13 protein-coding genes are annotated in these 16,468 nt (G+C 45.0%); 6 read left to right on the top strand and 7 right to left on the bottom strand.

Annotated features, from left to right (window positions below; genetic code table 11):
* Complete coding sequence (locus DRW07_RS17660; protein ID WP_124029266.1) at window positions 1–1,014, top strand: ion transporter; 1,014 nt, start codon at window positions 1–3, stop codon at window positions 1,012–1,014.
* A 6-nt stretch (window positions 1,015–1,020) separates the two neighbouring features.
* Here the strand turns inward: DRW07_RS17660 and cysS are convergent, their stop codons facing one another.
* Window positions 1,021–2,397 carry a cysteine--tRNA ligase gene (cysS, locus tag DRW07_RS17655; RefSeq protein ID WP_124029265.1) on the bottom strand — a complete coding sequence of 459 codons (1,377 nt, stop codon included), beginning with the start codon at window positions 2,395–2,397 and terminating at the stop codon, window positions 1,021–1,023.
* Between the two features lie 118 nt (window positions 2,398–2,515).
* Between cysS and DRW07_RS17650 the strand changes: the two genes are divergently transcribed.
* Window positions 2,516–3,010, top strand: a complete 495-nt coding sequence (locus DRW07_RS17650; RefSeq protein WP_124029264.1) for a peptidylprolyl isomerase — start codon at window positions 2,516–2,518, stop codon at window positions 3,008–3,010.
* Window positions 3,011–3,029: 19 nt separating this feature from the next.
* Window positions 3,030–3,761, top strand: a complete 732-nt coding sequence (lpxH, locus tag DRW07_RS17645; protein ID WP_124029263.1) for a UDP-2,3-diacylglucosamine diphosphatase — start codon at window positions 3,030–3,032, stop codon at window positions 3,759–3,761.
* A 7-nt stretch (window positions 3,762–3,768) separates the two neighbouring features.
* On the opposite strand, the gene DRW07_RS17640 is transcribed toward lpxH, so the two are convergent.
* The 4 genes from DRW07_RS17640 to DRW07_RS17625 form a co-directional block, all read right to left on the bottom strand.
* Window positions 3,769–5,481 carry a putative bifunctional diguanylate cyclase/phosphodiesterase gene (locus tag DRW07_RS17640; protein ID WP_124029262.1) on the bottom strand — a complete coding sequence of 571 codons (1,713 nt, stop codon included), beginning with the start codon at window positions 5,479–5,481 and terminating at the stop codon, window positions 3,769–3,771.
* Window positions 5,482–5,680: 199 nt separating this feature from the next.
* On the bottom strand, window positions 5,681–5,971 hold the full coding sequence (locus DRW07_RS17635) for a hypothetical protein (RefSeq protein WP_124029261.1): 291 nt from the start codon (window positions 5,969–5,971) through the stop codon (window positions 5,681–5,683).
* A 52-nt stretch (window positions 5,972–6,023) separates the two neighbouring features.
* Window positions 6,024–6,854, bottom strand: coding sequence for a LytR/AlgR family response regulator transcription factor (locus DRW07_RS17630; protein ID WP_124029260.1), 831 nt, complete (start codon window positions 6,852–6,854; stop codon window positions 6,024–6,026).
* Window positions 6,851–8,008: a sensor histidine kinase gene (locus DRW07_RS17625; protein WP_240630719.1), complete on the bottom strand. Its 1,158-nt coding sequence runs from the start codon at window positions 8,006–8,008 to the stop codon at window positions 6,851–6,853. Before DRW07_RS17625 ends, DRW07_RS17630 begins: the two co-directional genes overlap by 4 nt.
* Before the next feature lie 319 nt (window positions 8,009–8,327).
* Between DRW07_RS17625 and DRW07_RS17620 the strand changes: the two genes are divergently transcribed.
* Window positions 8,328–9,653 carry a glycoside hydrolase family 2 TIM barrel-domain containing protein gene (locus tag DRW07_RS17620; RefSeq protein WP_124029259.1) on the top strand — a complete coding sequence of 442 codons (1,326 nt, stop codon included), beginning with the start codon at window positions 8,328–8,330 and terminating at the stop codon, window positions 9,651–9,653.
* Window positions 9,654–9,678: 25 nt separating this feature from the next.
* Here the strand turns inward: DRW07_RS17620 and DRW07_RS17615 are convergent, their stop codons facing one another.
* Window positions 9,679–10,305, bottom strand: coding sequence for an RraA family protein (locus tag DRW07_RS17615; RefSeq protein WP_124029258.1), 627 nt, complete (start codon window positions 10,303–10,305; stop codon window positions 9,679–9,681).
* A gap of 20 nt (window positions 10,306–10,325) precedes the next feature.
* A complete protein-coding gene (locus tag DRW07_RS17610; RefSeq protein ID WP_124029257.1) occupies window positions 10,326–11,081 on the bottom strand; it encodes an esterase/lipase family protein in 756 nt (251 codons plus the stop codon).
* A gap of 184 nt (window positions 11,082–11,265) precedes the next feature.
* Between DRW07_RS17610 and DRW07_RS17605 the strand changes: the two genes are divergently transcribed.
* Together DRW07_RS17605 and DRW07_RS17600 are read left to right on the top strand one after the other, a co-directional pair.
* Entirely contained in the window at window positions 11,266–13,041 is a 1,776-nt protein-coding gene (locus tag DRW07_RS17605) for a tetratricopeptide repeat-containing sulfotransferase family protein (protein ID WP_124029256.1), read from the top strand.
* 264 nt (window positions 13,042–13,305) lie between these two features.
* Window positions 13,306–16,428, top strand: a complete 3,123-nt coding sequence (locus DRW07_RS17600) for a TonB-dependent receptor plug domain-containing protein (protein ID WP_124029255.1) — start codon at window positions 13,306–13,308, stop codon at window positions 16,426–16,428.
* The last annotated feature ends 40 nt before the right edge of the window (window positions 16,429–16,468 follow it).

The following is a 16,468-nucleotide window of genomic DNA, read 5'->3' as shown; positions in this document are numbered from 1 at the left end:
ATGCTCGGGTTTAGCCGCGAAAACCTTCGCAAGAGCCATGAAGCACCTTGGCTGATACTTGATCTGGTCATGTTGTTTGTTTTACTGATCAACATGCTATGGCTTATTTTTGACAGTTTGTTCGACACCAATGCCGTCCAACAGCTGTTGCAAAGCATGAGCCCAGGATTCGTAACAGCCTACCAACCTATTCACGACAACTTTTTGTTTGTCGATTTAGCCTTTATCGGGCTATTTCTCAGTGAATTTATATTTCGTTGGATTGCTTCGATAGTTCGAAAAGAACACCCAAGATGGTACTTTTTTCCCTTCTTGCATTGGTATGATTTAGTCGGCTGTATCCCGCTGGCGTCAACGCGTTTGTTCAGGGTCTTACGCATATTTTCAATCATTTATCGGCTACACAAACACCAAATTATCGACCTGAACCGCACAGCCCTGTTTCGGTTTATTACCTTCTATGCCGATGTGTTTGTTGAAGAGCTAAGTGACCGAATTGTCGTAAAAGTTCTGAGCGATGCACAGCGAGATATTGCCGCTGGTTCACCGCTGATCGAAGACGTACAAAAACAGGTTATCGCACCACGCATGAGTGTTGTCAGTAGCTGGATAGCACAAACAATGAATCACTTGGGCCAATCTATCTATGACGGTGAACATGGTGAAGTTATTCGCGAACACGTGAAGCAAAGTGTGGGCAAAGCAGTGCGCAGCAATGCCGAAGTATCAACACTCAGTATCGTTCCCTTTGTAGGCAGTACGATAGAATCTACATTAGAAAGTGCCGTGACGGATATAGTCACGTCATCCATCATTAATCTGCTCACTGATGTAGACGAAGCAAAAGTTGACCGTTTCATTCGACACGGCATCAACGAGTTTACGCCTGACGAACAAATACTCGACCAAGAAATGCTGATGGTAGTGAATGAATGCATCGAGCTGATCAAGCAACATGTCAGCCAAAAGCGCTGGCTGGAAGAATTAGCCTCGCGCGATAAAGACAGAGCCTGACCAAAGTCAGGCTTTTCGCCAAGTAGTTCCCTCCGGGCCATCTTCAAGCGTCACGCCCATAGCGGTCAGCGCATCTCTGGCTTCGTCAGCCGCAGCCCAGTCTTTATTGGCCCTTGCTTGATTTCGTTTGGTAATCAGGGCTTCAATTTCTTGTGCTTCACTGTTGCTATCACCTTGCAAATACTGTTCAGGGTCAAGTTGCAATATCCCTAATATGGCCCCCAAAGACTTAAGTACGTGTGCAAGCTTCGAGGCTTCTTGGGCGTTTTCTTTTTGCTTGTTGAGGTCTCGGGCCACATCAAACAACACGGCATAAGCCTCAGGTACATTGATATCATCGTCCATGGCTTTATTAAAGCGCGCAAGATAGCCACCATAAGACATATCGGTTGCCACATCACATTGAACACCACGCAATGCCGTGTAGAGTCGTGACAACCCTGCTTTAGCCTGCTGAATATTGTCTTCAGAATAACTTAGCTGACTGCGGTAATGTGCAGACATCAAAAAGAAGCGCAGCGTTTCGGCATCATAGGTTTTTAAAACATCGCGCAAGGTAAAGAAATTGCCCAAGGATTTTGACATCTTCTCATCATTCACCTGTACCATGCCTGTGTGCATCCAGGTATTCACATATGGTGTGTCATGGGCACAGCAGCTTTGCGCAACTTCGTTTTCATGATGGGGGAAAATCAAATCTGAGCCGCCACCATGAATATCGAAGTGTTCGCCCAAATGTTTGTGGTTCATTGCAGAACATTCAATATGCCAGCCTGGTCTGCCATTTCCCCAAGGCGATTCCCAGTAAGGTTCACCTGGTTTTGCCGCTTTCCACAATACGAAATCTAAAGGATCGGCTTTGTCTCTGGCCACTTCGACCCGCGCCCCAGCCTGAAGCTGTGATAAATCTTGCTTACTCAGTTTCCCATATTCTGGATACTGGCTAACGTCAAACAATATATCGCCGTCTTCCGCCTGATAGGCGTACTTTTTGTCCACCAGACGCTTGATTACCTCTATGATTTCGGGCATATGCTCGGTAACACGCGGTTCAATATCAGCCGGTAGCAGGTTGATAGAGGCAAAGTCCTCGTGCATTAAAGCAATAGTTCGCTCGGTAAGTGCATCCGGCGTTTCATTGTTTTCAAGAGCACGCTTTATGATCTTGTCGTCTACATCGGTAATGTTTCTGACATAAGTGACGTCAAAACCGCGATGACGTAAATAACGCACCAGAACATCAAAACTTAAGTAAGTACGTGCATGTCCCATATGACACAGGTCATAAACGGTAATCCCACACACGTAAAGTCCGACCTTCCCATCCTGAATAGGCACAAACTGGCGTTTTGTTTGTGAGAGAGTGTCGTACAAATGCAACATGTGTAAAAATCCTTATGCAGATTAAAAAAAAGGACGGCAAGTGTACCACTGACATACTGGATTCGCATGGCCTATTTCGCTACTATGCGCGCCTTACTTTGTTTTCAGGAATCAGATTATGGTCGTTTTTCAAACCAACCACGGTAGCTTTACATTAGAACTGTTCGCTGACAAGGCGCCTAATACAGTGGAGAACTTTTTGGCCTATGCCAGAGAAGGTTTCTATGAAGGCACCATTTTTCATCGTGTAATAGATGGTTTCATGATCCAGGGCGGCGGCTTTGATCAGGATATGAACCAACTACCAACCAAAGATCCCATTGAAAACGAAGCCAATAATGGCGTGAGTAATGAAGCGGGCACCATCGCCATGGCACGCACCAATGACCCTCATTCAGCCACTTGTCAGTTCTTCATCAACGTGAAAGACAACGACTTCCTGAATTTCAGTAGTGAAAGCATGCAAGGCTGGGGGTACTGTGCGTTTGGTAAAGTGACCGAGGGCATGGACGTAATAGAGAAAATAAAAGCGGTTAAAACAGGCCGTCACGGCATGCACCAGGATGTGCCAATGGAACCTGTTATCGTTGAAAAAGTAACAGTCACTGAATAATACACGTCCATTGTCTAAAATGGCGTTTACCTTCTTTATTTCAGACTTGCACTTGAGCGAGGACAGGCAAGATATCACTGATTGCTTGCTTGCCTTCCTTGCTGACGAGGCGCCGAATGCTGACGCGCTTTACGTACTAGGTGACTTGTTTGAATTCTGGATCGGTGACGACGACGTTACCGCGCTGAGTGAGACAGTCGCCCAAGCATTTAACAAACTCAGTCAAACCGTGCCGGTGTTTTTTATCCACGGCAATCGCGATTTCGCCATTCGAGATCAATGGGCACATCGCGCAGGTATCACGCTTTTGCCCGAGCAATACGTTATCGACTTGTACGGAGAACGCACTCTCATTAGTCATGGTGACGAACTCTGTACCCGTGACGAGGCGTACATGAAGTTTAGAAAGAAAGCACGCGGTTGGTGGTGGCCCCGATTAATGCTCGCAATGCCTTTGGCAGTGCGCCGTTATTTCGCCCGACGCGGGCGCAGAATCAGTCAAAACAATCAAAAGAATCTTAGCGCTGAAATCATGGATGTTACGCCCAGTGAGGTGGTTAAAGCCATGATTAAATTTGATGTCAGACAATTTATTCATGGACATACGCACCGTCCCAACATTCACCATGTACCGCTAGGTGATCAGGCTGGCACCCGCATTGTGCTGGGTGATTGGTACGAACAAGGCAGCGTAGCCAGAATTAGCAAACAGGGTATTACGCTAGAAAGCCGTAATTTTTGCTCGTCATAGTTACAATTCAAGCCACTTCACGTGCCAATAATGCTTCAAAGTCATGTACCGAGACGGGTCTAGAAAACAAGTAACCTTGAATCAGGCTTTGACGGTTCTGATCTCGCACAAACTCGAGGTGAGTTTGTGTTTCTACGCCTTCGCAAATAACTTGCATTCCTAGGCTCTCTGACAAAGCGAAGATAGCTTTAGTTATCGCGGCATCCTGCTCCTTAATGGGCGCATGGGCGATAAAATACTTGTCGATTTTAATGTAATCCAAAGGGAATTTGGTTAGATAGCTCAGCGAGGAGTAACCCGTACCAAAATCGTCAAGTGCAATCTCAATCCCCCGCCGCTGAAGCCATTTCATTTGGTTTATCATGGCATCATTTTCTGAAATAAGTGCGTACTCTGTAATTTCTATACCCACGTTTTCATAAGGCACACCGGCATCAGACAACTGCGTTGAGAGCAAATTGACGAAGTTAACGTCACTAAGGCTCTGACCAGAGATATTCATAAACACCCTTACGGTTGACATACCTTGGGCTCGCCAGTGTTTAATTTGTTGTATTACATTGCGCATTACCCAAAGATCGATGTCTTTCATTTTGTTTTTATTTTCTGCAAGCGGTATGAACTCAGCGGGTGATATCGCGCCTAATTTGGGGTGATCCCAGCGAAGCAATGCTTCAGCACTAACAATTTGGCCCTGCTGATTGTATTGAGGTTGATACACCATGTGAAATTCATTGTTTTTTTCAGCCGTCGACAAGGCAGAAAACAGGGCATGAAAGCGCTGCATGTTTTCATCAAACTGAGACTCGAAATACACAAACTGATTTTTGCCGGTAAGTTTGGCTTGATTCATAGCTACTTCGGCATTTTTGAACAGTTCAATGTGAGAGCCCTGACTAAACTCGTCTATGCAAACACCACCGCTTACCGTTACCTGACGCCGTTCTCCGTCAAAGCGAAAAGGGGTAAGGCAAACGTCTTTGATTTTGTCGATAACATCTGCAATATACTTAGGCGCGTTATCAATAACGACAAGAAAGACAAATACATCACCACTGTAACGTGCAAGTATTCCTTGGTCTGTAACACAATGGCGCAAACGCTCTACCATTTCACGTAAGAGTGTGTCGCCCGCTTTATAGCCGAATGCGTTATTGATCATAGTAAGATCATCAATACCAACAAAAATAGCGGCGCTTGAAATAGCATCGACTTGCGCCCTGCTCATCAGCTCATTCGCCAGTACGAATAAACTGTGTTTGTTGAGTAAGCCTGTATGTTGATCATACTGCTTTAGATAAGCCAATTGGCGTTCATTTTTCTTCTGACTGGATAGATCGACATCAACACAAAACATTTCTGGATCATCTGTATCCTGATGAAGCATCACGTGGCTGGAATACACTGGAACCACATTTTTATTTTTGTCTATTAGCTGAAGTTCTTCTGAAGGGATAGGCTGCCCCGTGCGTATCCACGTTTTATGGGCTTCAATCACATCCAGCTTCATAAAATCTGGAATGATGAGATCTTCCAACAACCGTCCCATGGCTTCTTGTTCGCTATATCCGTAAAGGCGCTCGCTTGCTTTATTCCAATAAATTACGCGGCGGTGTTTGTCATAGCCTTGTACCGACACATTGGGAAGTGCCGTAAGCAATTCCCTAAAGTGCAAATCGTTTTGCTGAATTAAACTGCGGTTAGTATTGGTCTCTTCCATCTAAAGCGGCCCTGCCTCCCGATTCTCGGTCCTAGCAAACAACAAACCATTGTTTATCTATATGGAATAGTATCTTTTTGAATTTAAAGCAAGTTATTCAATCTAAGACCTTGGTATACCAAACGTGACGATTTACCACTTAGCAATTGATTATCAACTACTTTTTTGCAGAAAATGGCACGGTATAAAGTGAGAGGAGTTACAGCGTGATGCGATGCTTTTTCACATACCACAAATAGGCCGGAATCTCGCATAGTCCATAAGTTATCAAGGTATACCAAAACCAGTTAACCTCGAATAAACCAAGTGAAAAGCCGAAGTCGTTGCCCCAGTAAACACTGCCCACAATACACAATGATATGACAGACGCAATAAGGTCTAGCAACGCTATCTTTTTGACATTTTTACCGGCGAGTACGGGAAATACTGACGTATAGGCAACGGCAACAATACAAATATTAAGTCCAATAACAGCGAATTCCGGAGACAATGAGCAACCCTGCTACAGCGAATTTAAGCACTATGTAATGCCGATTAGCCCGTTAAGTCAAGAACGACCTAATAACATCTTTATAGTTTCTACTCACTTTTATCTTGTGCTCACCGTCCATCACCAGAAAGAATTCACCTTTGGTGTGAGGTATTACTTTTTCAATTGCTTTCAGGTTAACAATTGTTGATCTGTGTATGCGCTTAAACACATTGTCGTCCAACTCATCCAGCACTTCTTTAAGTGTGCTGCGTTTGATGTAGGTCTGTCCATTTGCATGAACACAGATATAATCTCCCGCCGCATCAATCCAAGCGATGTCACTGTGTTTGATCAGGTGAATTTCATCCCGGTCTTTTATTACCAGTTTCTTCAGAGTGGCAGCATTTTCTGCGCTGTCAGCATCTAGGGTATCTCTTGCTGACCAGGTTACTTTTTTGTTCTTCGACTTATCGATATGTTCAATAGCCTGAAGAATATTGGCCTTGTTAGAACTGTCTACTGCTTCTTTCGCCTGATGAAGGTCCAAGGCGCGTGCAACCGCACGGGCTAGACGCTCGTTGTCAAGGGGCTTAAGAATATAGTCCACTGCATTGGCTTCAAAGGCTTCAAGCGCATACTCCTCATAGGCTGTAATGAACACCACCAGGGGCATAATCGCTTCTTGGGTGCGTTTCACTACTTCAAGACCCGATACTCCGGGCATCTGAATGTCTAAAAAGACTAGGTCAGGCTCATGCTCCATAATAGCCTGTGCCGCTTCCCGGCCATTTTTGCATTGTCCGATAACAGTAATTTGAGGAATTTTTTCGAGTTTTGAGGCCAATAGTTTTAAGGCTAAGGGCTCATCGTCGACGATCAAAGTGCGTAACACCGTACTCATAAATTAACTACCTTATTCGGTGCCTCTGCCACTTCAAACGGCAGCATTATTTGTGTTTCCATGCCCCCAGCAGACAGATTGAATTGCGCAATTCTTCCCTGATGTCCATACAAGGTTTGAAGTCGTTGCGTAATATTTGATAAACCAACACCACGGCTTTCCTTCTTAGTATTTAATGCTTCCATCACTTTTTCATCGGGTCCAGTATCTGTAATTTCAATGTGTAATGTGCGTTTATCAACAAAGGCACGTAGGGAGATCTTGCCGCCCTCTTCACTTTTTGCAATGGCGTACTTCATCGAGTTTTCGATGATGGGTTGCAATAACAAACTGGGTACGAGTGCTTCGCTGGCAACCTCTTCAACCTGAAAGTCCACAGCTAAGCGCTCTGCAAACCGTGTTTTCTCTATTTCAAGATAGAGATTAAGCGCGTTAATTTCATCTGCAAGCGTAATTTTTGTATCCGGATTGTTATCGAGGGAATGGCGCAAGAACTGACTAAGTTGCACCGTCATCTGCTGTGCTTTCTCCGATTCATTAATTTCAATCAACGAATTAATTGCATTTAGGGTGTTGCATAAAAAATGCGGATTAAGTTGATACCGCAACATTTTTAGCTGAGCGTCCCGGGCAACACTCTGCGCCTGAAGCCGTTTTACATGTTCGCGCCGGGTTTCTGCTTCCGCACTTAGCAATATCTTGTGCTCTTTTTGCAGTAATTCATAGTAACGAATACCGTGAAACAAGCCCGTCCAGCACAAAAAGATAAAAATACTGGAAAAATACCACCCGCCAAACTCATCCCACATATCGGTAAATTCAGTCAACCAGGCGAGTGCATACATACGAAATACAGTCCACACAAACGCAACCGCAAAAATAACCAGAGTACCAATCGTAAAACGGCTACGGGTAGAGCGTTCCCAGATGCTCATAAATACTTTATAGAGAATTAGAGAAAAGCCCAGCCCAAAGATGGCTTGAATGCCCGCGTGTGCCATGTTCACCCAATCAAACGAGCTGTACCACAGCGTGAGAGTGACAATACTAACAACACTCATAAATAGCCAAAAGCCGGATTGCCAAAACCAAAACCGGAAAGAGGCGTTGTTCATGATTAAAGATTTAAGGCGAGTGATTTGTAATTCCAACATCCAACTTCAAACCCCGTTAGCCTACACGCTAACGTGAAAAAAAAACGCACTATTTGTCCGCACTATCTCAATATAGGTCCATTTCGTCGTCTTTTGTAAATTTTTTGGTATTAATTCGTTGGTAAATCTTTACACGCACTCAAGCCAATGACTGTGTGTTTGTGGCAACTTAATTTTTCAGCGCATGGCCATCCTGGCTTATGACACTTCCGCTTTAGCTGCCAAAGAAACCAACTGAACGCATTTATATTGTGTAGAGAAAGCCAAAAAGGTGATATTTTGTTCACATTTAAATAACAAAACTCAGTATTTTAAAATCATGCTTGTTTTGCTAGTTCGTGCCAATTGGTTGTTTTTTGTCGTTTCGATTCTTTGCCTCTCTATTCGTGTTGAGGCGAATGCCACTACGTTGCAAGAAACCATTGGGCCAGTAAAAGTCGAGATAGTTGAACGTGACGGTAAGTACATGCTGCTTCGAGGCGGAAAACCCTACGAAGTAAAAGGTGCAGGCATTGATGGCCTAGATTTGGAAAGCTTGGCCGCCCATGGGGGCAATTCAATGCGCAACTGGGCTGTTGACCATCACGCCGAGCCCGCTCAACAGCTTCTTGACCGCGCCTATTCTTTGGGTCTCACGGTATCCTTATGTCTAGAGTTTGCCAGGGAGCGACATGGCTTCGACTATAACGACGAAGAAGCGGTTGCAGAACAGTTTAGAAAAACAAAGGAGCGTGTGCTTAGGTATAAGGATCATCCCGCCTTATTAACCTGGATCATTGGCAACGAGGTGAATTTTGGGTACGAAAATCCGAAAGTATTTGATGCCGTGAATGACGTTGCCAAAATGATCAAAGAAGTCGATCCCAACCACCCCACAACGACGGCGTTAGCGGGTTTCGATACCAAAGCACTGTCAGATATCGCCGAACGAGCGCCTGATTTGGATTTTGTCAGTTTTCAGATGTATGCCTCTTTACTTAACATGCCCAATTTCATGCAAGAAACAGGGTTTAATAAGCCTTATTTCGTCACAGAGTGGGGTTCAGTTGGACACTGGGAGGTGGCCAAAACGGAGTGGGATGCGCCTATAGAAAATACCAGTACAGAGAAAGCTGAGAATTACAGACGCAGCTATTACGATATTCTTCGACCCTATGATGATACCGCTATTGGAAATTACGTATTTTTATGGGGGCAAAAGCAAGAAAAGACCCCGACTTGGTATGGGATGTTTTTAGAAGGTGGGGAGGAAACTGAGGTCATCGATGTTTTACACCACGTTTGGAACGGCGTGTGGCCAGACAATAGAGTGCCTCAAATTAGCCCTATTACTATTGAAGGGCAAACGGCTTTTGATAATGTAAGGCTGCAAAAGCGTCAGTCATACTCAGCCAAGGTTTCAGTGCGCGACCCCGAAAATGACCCGATCCGCTATCAGTGGGAGATAAGAAAAGAATCTACGTCGCAAAAGGTGGGTGGCGATAAAGAATATGTTCCTCCAGTTATTGAAGGACTTATTGAAAAGCAGGCCAACAACATTCAGTTTAAAGCACCGGATGAACCGGGAGCGTATCGCCTCTTTGTATATGCGTTTGATGGCAACAACAATGCTGCACATGCCAATATTCCCTTTTATGTAGACTGAGCAAACCACTATTGCAGTCTGACTTCTACTTACCTTGGTAACCCAAGGTTGTTAAAACTCTCTCTACATTTTGCTGATGTTGGGAACGCCATTGTGTTAATGACAGAGAAGCGTCTTTTTCTGCGCGAGCTGCAGCGCTCTTGTAGGCCTCTTCCAGTTGCGCTTTCGGGATAACAGCTACCCCTTCTTCATCGGCGACAATCATATCGTGTCTGTGCACAATCACGCCACCACAATCGATGGGTTGATTTAAATCGCTGATCTGCCTTTTGGCCCCAGGCTTTGGGATGACGCCTCGGGCATACACTGGAAACTTTGCCGCTCGCACTTCGGCAATATCACGAATCATCCCATCGACAATCATACCCGCAATACCACGTTGCTGAGCAATTGCACACACATTACCACCCGCCACAGCATAGTTTTTGTCGGCCTTTATTACCAACACATCGCCGGGCTCTGCACGGTAAATAGCAGCGTGAACCATCAAATGATCACCTGGATCACAAAACACCGTAAACGCCCTACCCGCTATTCTGGGTATAGGGTGCCACAACGGACGAATTTCAGGATTAATGAACTGGTTGCGCGGCAAAAAGTCTGCGTAGTCGCATACCGATAACGAGGCGAAGTCTTCTGATGTAAGATTCATAGGCATATTACAGATGCATTTTATTCTAGAGTGAGTGTAGGCGTTTTTGGCTTTTCATGGGGCTTTTCAGCTAATATTTTTGCAATTATCTGCCAAACGGAGGTGTTAACACCCAGCGCTAAGTGCGTTGCTTTCACCTCAATATTTCTAGCTTGAGTATTGTATATATCGCGGGCTGCTTGCCACCCAACGATACCATCAGTCTTACTGTAAATAGCGGTGACAGGCTGACTGATCCCTTTGCGATTGCGAGAGAGTACTTCTTTTTCAAATTCATCTAAATCAATGGTCTCTCTACTCGCGTAACGGTTAGCTAATGCCGTATATTTTGGACCTCCGCTAATTGGAGAGCCAAGGGTAATTACCTCTTGAACCAAGTCTGGATACAAACGCGCCACTTCTCTGGAAATCACGCCGCCAAGACTCCAACCGATTAGCGTGAAAGGTTGAACAATGTCATACGACTGCTGGCAATGGCGAATATGTTCAGCCATATGAGCGATGTATTTGTCGACCTGACCGCGATTTCGTCCCAAGCCCCAGTCGAATGCTTGATAATTCAATGATGTGAGAAAGCGTTTTAACGGACGCATTGACCATTCATCGGTCATGTAGCCGGGCGCAAGCATAACGGGTTGTTTCTGCCCCCTTGGTAGGCCAGACAACTTTTGCCGAGTGAGCAGAGATGCACACCATTCAAACGGGGCCAACAACTCCATAACAGTGTGAACCCTTCTTGGTGGTGCTAAGTTTTTTGCCTCATCAAGCACTTTCATTGTTGTTCTCCGGAGTGGTTTACTATTTATAGTAAGTGCTGATCCGATTGGTTCATATTGGCACACAATGGCTGAGTCTTAGTGTCGCCGATTACAATATTAAGCAAGGTTTATTGCAGGAAAAAAATATAGCTGATAGGCTGAAAATCGTCTCTTCAGCAACATGTACCTCAACTAGTATTCTATGCAGCAGCGTGCTTCTCATCCTATAGTAGTTAATGCCAATCAACTCATAAAAGATGGCAACACAACACAAGCCATCGCCCTGTTATCTCAGGGCTTAAAGCAATACCCCTCATTATTTGAGGGCTGGCTGTTACTAAGTAAATGCTTATATGATGCCGGATATGTGTCTCAAGCCATAGATGTTGCAAAGCATGCAGAGGGTTTTGATCCGCTACAAAAAGAATTCAGCCATATTCAAATGAGCATGCAGCAAAAGTCGTTTGATGAGGCTAAAGAAATTGCTACACAAATGCTTGAGGCAGTGCCGCATCATCCCCGAGCTATTTATACGCTGGCCCATATTGCATTGGAAAACAATCAGCCTGAACATTGCGTCTCTGTATTGGAAGATGCCATTACTAACCTGCCCGCTACGCCAGTTCTTAGGCATCTTCACACCGACGCTTGCGTTCAGTCAGGTTTATTTTCAAAGGCCATCGATTCAGCCGAGGCCATTGTAAAACTAGCGCCAAGTTTTGACACATACTGGAAACTGATTGGGCTGCTGCAAAAATACGCACAGCACAGTCAATTACTTACAGCATGTGAAGCGGCTTTACCTTTTGCGAAACAAGACAATGTGAAGCAAAGCCAGTTGTGGCTGATCAAAGGTCAATCATTTCGTGTGGTGGGTGAAAGGAAGCAAAGCATAGCGGCATTAAGACAAAGCATTACTTTGCATCCGCAAAATGTCGATGCGTGGTGGGCGTTGGCTGATTTTAAAGACTATACCTTTTCGAGTGAAGATAAGACCTGTCTAGAGATACTGTCAAACGATACTAGTCTGCCCGGTCATGTTCGCAGTGTTGCTACGTTTGCCTTAGCCAAGGCGTTTGAGCTGAATGAAGGTATTGCGCCGAGTATGCCCCTATACGAGAAGGCAAACCGATTGGCATCGCCGAAACAATTTGAGCCTCAGCTGATGGTAAAAGAGTTTGAAGCTCGCAAGCTAGCTTATACGCAAACCAGCGTAAAAACACAGGCCACCTTATTGCCTTCAACCCCAACACCTATATTCATAGTGGGCTTGCCTCGTTCCGGTTCAACACTGATTGAACAGATACTCGCCAGTCACCCGCTCATTCAAGGCACCATAGAGCAGCCCACACTCGCTTATGTGGAATCACAGGCAGAGCGCCTTTGTATGGAAAAATATGGCGAAAGCTTGCATCAGAGTCTCCCCCGCCTTAGCGACGAAGATCTCGCACTTCTTGGTCGTTCTTATCTTGATAAAGGTGCGCTTTTCAGAGGTGAAAACACACTATTTTTTACAGACAAACAACCGTTTAATTTCCGCTTGATAGGCCTTATTCACAAGATCCTGCCCCAAGCAATAATAGTAGATATCAGGCGTGATCCTATGGATTGCGGTTTAAGTCTCTATAAACAGCACTTTCACTCTGGGGTACCGTTCAGTTATGACCTCAAACACATCGGGGAAGCCTATAACGCCTACGCTGACCTTATGACTTATTGGCATACTATATTACCCAACCGTATATTAGAAATTCAGTATGAAAACCTCATAAATGCACCAGAAACAGAAATAAATCGCTTGTTAAATCATGTTGGCGTGAATTTTGATTCATCCTGTATGAATTTTTATGAATACAGGAGAAACATACATACCGCGAGCAGTGAACAAGTGCGCCAACCAATCAACAGTAAAGCGGTCGGTGTATGGCGCGAAGTCGCTGATAGTCTTAGTGATTTATTCAACGTTATTCACCGGTAAAATTATCCATCAAACGCATAAAAATGCGACAAAAAAACAAATTTGCAAGATGAGCTGTATTGCCATAAGGTAAATTCAGTTGCTCCATAAACGTCTTTTGCACTCGTTTAGTGCAAGGCATTGCACTAATATCGATCGTGAGTTCGTCATTTGAAATCCAAAAGGCATTTTGTATCGCGATATACGGTATTTAGATGGAATGGCACAAAGTATGCTGTTCCCATAAAAACAAAACCAATCTTGCTCGTCGAGGTAATTAAAAGTATGAAAGCAAACACACATCAACATGGTATCAGGCGTTCTTCTATTTCCCTGTGCATCGCAACGGCATTAGGGCTTGTTATTCCCACCGCCACATTTGCTCAGGAGACTCAGGAAGAAAAAGAAAAGTCGGTTGAAGTTATCGATGTTACCGGCTCGCGGATCCCTACCGATCCCAACGTAACCTCATCAGTGCCTATGCAGTCCCTCGACAGCAAAGACATTGCGTTGGCCGGTGAACTGAACCTGGCTGATATCGTTAATGATATTCCCGCCCTTATTTCATCTACCACAGCAGAAAACACAGATACTGGCGCTAACGCCCTAAACCTTCGTGGTTTAGGCAGCGACAGAACACTTACTTTGGTGAATGGCCGTCGTCACGTAGCTGGTTTCAGAGGCTCTCAAGCAGTTGATGTGGGTACAATCCCACGTGCCCTCGTTGAGCGTGTTGAAGTAACTACGGGTGGTGCATCTGCAGTATACGGTGCTGACGCTGTAACCGGTGTTGTAAACTTCATTTTGAAAGATGACTTTGAAGGTATTCAACTTAATGCCACTGGCGCTATCCCTGAAGAAGCGGGCGGTAAGTCTTTCGCATTTGACGGCGCATTTGGTAAAAACTTTGACGATGACAAAGGCAACATTGTCTTTACGTTGTCATTGGAAAAAGAAGAAGAACTGCTACACGGCGATCGTGAGTGGTCACGCAACAACGGCCTGGGTGCAGTGGTTCCTGACCCTAACGACCCAGACAAGCGTATTATCGCGACTGACGTTAGATACTGGCTAACATCAAATGAAGGTTCGATTGCACCTACCTTTGGTGGGCGTGACGTCTTGTATGTCGATATTAACAACAACGGGATCCCTGACTGTCAGGAATCACGTGGCGGTAGAGCATCCTTCCTTGCAGGGTGCTGGATAACCAATCCCGATGGTTCAGTGTCTGTGAACCAAGACGGTCCAATATACGACGGTCTGTTAAGTAGCGGCGGAAACGGCGGTAAGTTTAACTTCGACAACGACACCCTAATGCCCGATACCGATAAAACGGTTCTTAACATTAACGGTAACTATCAGTTCACCGATGAATTGAATGCGTTTTTCGAAGCGAAATACGTTAAAGCGGAGACTAACTTCTACGCTGAATACGATTCTTATTACGACACCTTGTTCATCCTGCCTGATAACCCGTTTATCCCTGATCAGCTTCAACCTGTAGTGGCACAAACAGGTGGCTTGTTGATAACTCAGGATGCTATTGCTTGGGATGATGACCCTACAACCTATGAAAGAGAAACCACGCGAGTTGTAGCTGGTTTTAACTGGGATTATTCCTACGACCACTCTTTGGAATTTTCTATCAATCACGGTCGCTTTGAAAATACTACACGGTACACCGAGCAATATATCGATAGAATTTTTGCCGCTATGGATGCGACGACTGACGGCAACGGCAACATTGTCTGTCGTTCAGACATCGATCCAAACGCAGCCTACGAAATTGATTATTTTGCATTTGGTGAGAACTATGCAAACGGCAACTTCTTTAGTGACAGGTACTACACGTTTACACCTGGTGACGGACAGTGTGCACCGTTGAACCCATTTGGTCTTAATGCACTTAGCGATGAAGCGAAAGACTTCATTTCCGTGCGTAAACAAGATGAACTCACCATTGAGCAAACGGTTGTATCGTTAACTGCAGTAGGTCAGTTTGAGGTACTGGACAGCATTCTTGATGGCGCCATTGGTTATGCAGCGGGTATTGAATATCGCGAAGAGTCAAGCGACAACAGACTTGATCCCAATGAGTTGGGTATTCTGCCAGAAGGCACGTCATTCACACCTGGCATTCTTGTAAGTGAAGTGTCGCCTTGGTTGAACTTCATCACGGGTATTGATAACGCACAACAATTTAATACGGCGGGTGAATATGATGTATGGGATACTTTCTTAGAAGTACGTCTTCCCATCTTCATGGATCGTGCATTTGCCTATGAGTTCACTATCGACGGTGCTGTTAGGGTTGCCGATTACTCTACGTTAGGTGACACCACTACATGGAAACTAGGTTTTGCTTACAGCCCTGTTGAAGATGTTAATTTCCGCGGTACTATTTCTGAAGCAGTACGTGCACCAAACATCACCGAGCTGTTTGACCCGCAGTTACCCATTACTATTAACCTAAATAACGATCCTTGCGATCCGGCAAACGTTAATGCAGGCACGTCGTCTCGTCAGGCAAACTGTGTGGCAGGCCTTCAAGCTGCGGGTGTGCCACTGGGCGACATTTTAGATGCGAACGGTAACTACATCTGGCTTAACCCGTTAACAGCCCGTTTCTCAGGTACGTCGGGTGGTAATCCAGAGCTTGATGTTGAAACTGCAGAAACGCTGACTTTGGGTGCAGTATTTACGCCTAGCTTTGTTGAAGGCTTAACGATTACGTTAGATTACTGGGATGTGGAAATTGAAGATGCCATTGCTGCCGTTGGTGCAGCTGACATTCTTGATGGTTGCTATGACTCAACCAACTTCCCTAACCTAGGCTTCTGTGACCAGTTTGTGCGTCGCTCAGACGGTGGTCTTAGCGATTTGACAACCGGTGAAATAAACTATGCCCGTGTTGAAGCTGAAGGTATCGATTTCTCAATCAACTATACGTTCAGTGTTGATGAAAATGATTTTGGCATTAGTCTTGTTGGCACACGTCAAAAATCACTAAACCGTTATTTCAACCCACTCGACCCGAATGATGTCAACGTAGTGCTAGAAGAAATTCAGGTACCCAAAACATCAGGTAACATTTCGTTCGATTGGAGCAGAGGTCCGCTTAGCGCTACTTTCCAAACCACCTATCAGAGCAGACAGGCCTATGGCGCAGTTGAAAACTCTTTAGGTATTAACGGAGCAAGCGTTTTGTATGATAACGGTGGTGGTTTCTTCGGTAGCACTGTGATCCACGACATTAACGTGAGCTATCAGTTAGACGAGAATACCACTGTGTTTGGTGGCATTAACAACCTTGCCGACAAATCGCCGTTTGCTATTGAAGAAGCATGGCCTACAGGTCCACGTGGTAGAACCCTATTCTTGGGTGTCAACTACTACATGGAATAGGTTTGTTACATAACTAAAAACTAAAGGGCCTTTGCGGGCC

Source organism: Paralteromonas sediminis (genome assembly GCF_003820355.1).
In the GTDB taxonomy this organism is placed as follows: domain Bacteria; phylum Pseudomonadota; class Gammaproteobacteria; order Enterobacterales; family Alteromonadaceae; genus Alteromonas_F; species Alteromonas_F sediminis.
This window is presented reverse-complemented; position numbering and strand designations above follow the sequence as displayed.

Excerpts from the sequence above, each read along its gene's own strand:
- DRW07_RS17660 (WP_124029266.1), top strand. The coding sequence starts at position 1 with ATGCTCGGGTTTAGCCGCGAAAACCTTCGCAAGAGCCATGAAGCACCT.
- cysS (WP_124029265.1), bottom strand. The coding sequence starts at position 2,397 with ATGTTGCATTTGTACGACACTCTCTCACAAACAAAACGCCAGTTTGTG.
- DRW07_RS17650 (WP_124029264.1), top strand. The coding sequence starts at position 2,516 with ATGGTCGTTTTTCAAACCAACCACGGTAGCTTTACATTAGAACTGTTC.
- lpxH (WP_124029263.1), top strand. The coding sequence starts at position 3,030 with ATGGCGTTTACCTTCTTTATTTCAGACTTGCACTTGAGCGAGGACAGG.
- DRW07_RS17640 (WP_124029262.1), bottom strand. The coding sequence starts at position 5,481 with ATGGAAGAGACCAATACTAACCGCAGTTTAATTCAGCAAAACGATTTG.
- DRW07_RS17630 (WP_124029260.1), bottom strand. The coding sequence starts at position 6,854 with ATGAGTACGGTGTTACGCACTTTGATCGTCGACGATGAGCCCTTAGCC.
- DRW07_RS17625 (WP_240630719.1), bottom strand. The coding sequence starts at position 8,008 with ATGTTGGAATTACAAATCACTCGCCTTAAATCTTTAATCATGAACAAC.
- DRW07_RS17620 (WP_124029259.1), top strand. The coding sequence starts at position 8,328 with ATGCTTGTTTTGCTAGTTCGTGCCAATTGGTTGTTTTTTGTCGTTTCG.
- DRW07_RS17615 (WP_124029258.1), bottom strand. The coding sequence starts at position 10,305 with ATGAATCTTACATCAGAAGACTTCGCCTCGTTATCGGTATGCGACTAC.
- DRW07_RS17610 (WP_124029257.1), bottom strand. The coding sequence starts at position 11,081 with ATGAAAGTGCTTGATGAGGCAAAAAACTTAGCACCACCAAGAAGGGTT.
- DRW07_RS17605 (WP_124029256.1), top strand. The coding sequence starts at position 11,266 with ATGCAGCAGCGTGCTTCTCATCCTATAGTAGTTAATGCCAATCAACTC.
- DRW07_RS17600 (WP_124029255.1), top strand. The coding sequence starts at position 13,306 with ATGAAAGCAAACACACATCAACATGGTATCAGGCGTTCTTCTATTTCC.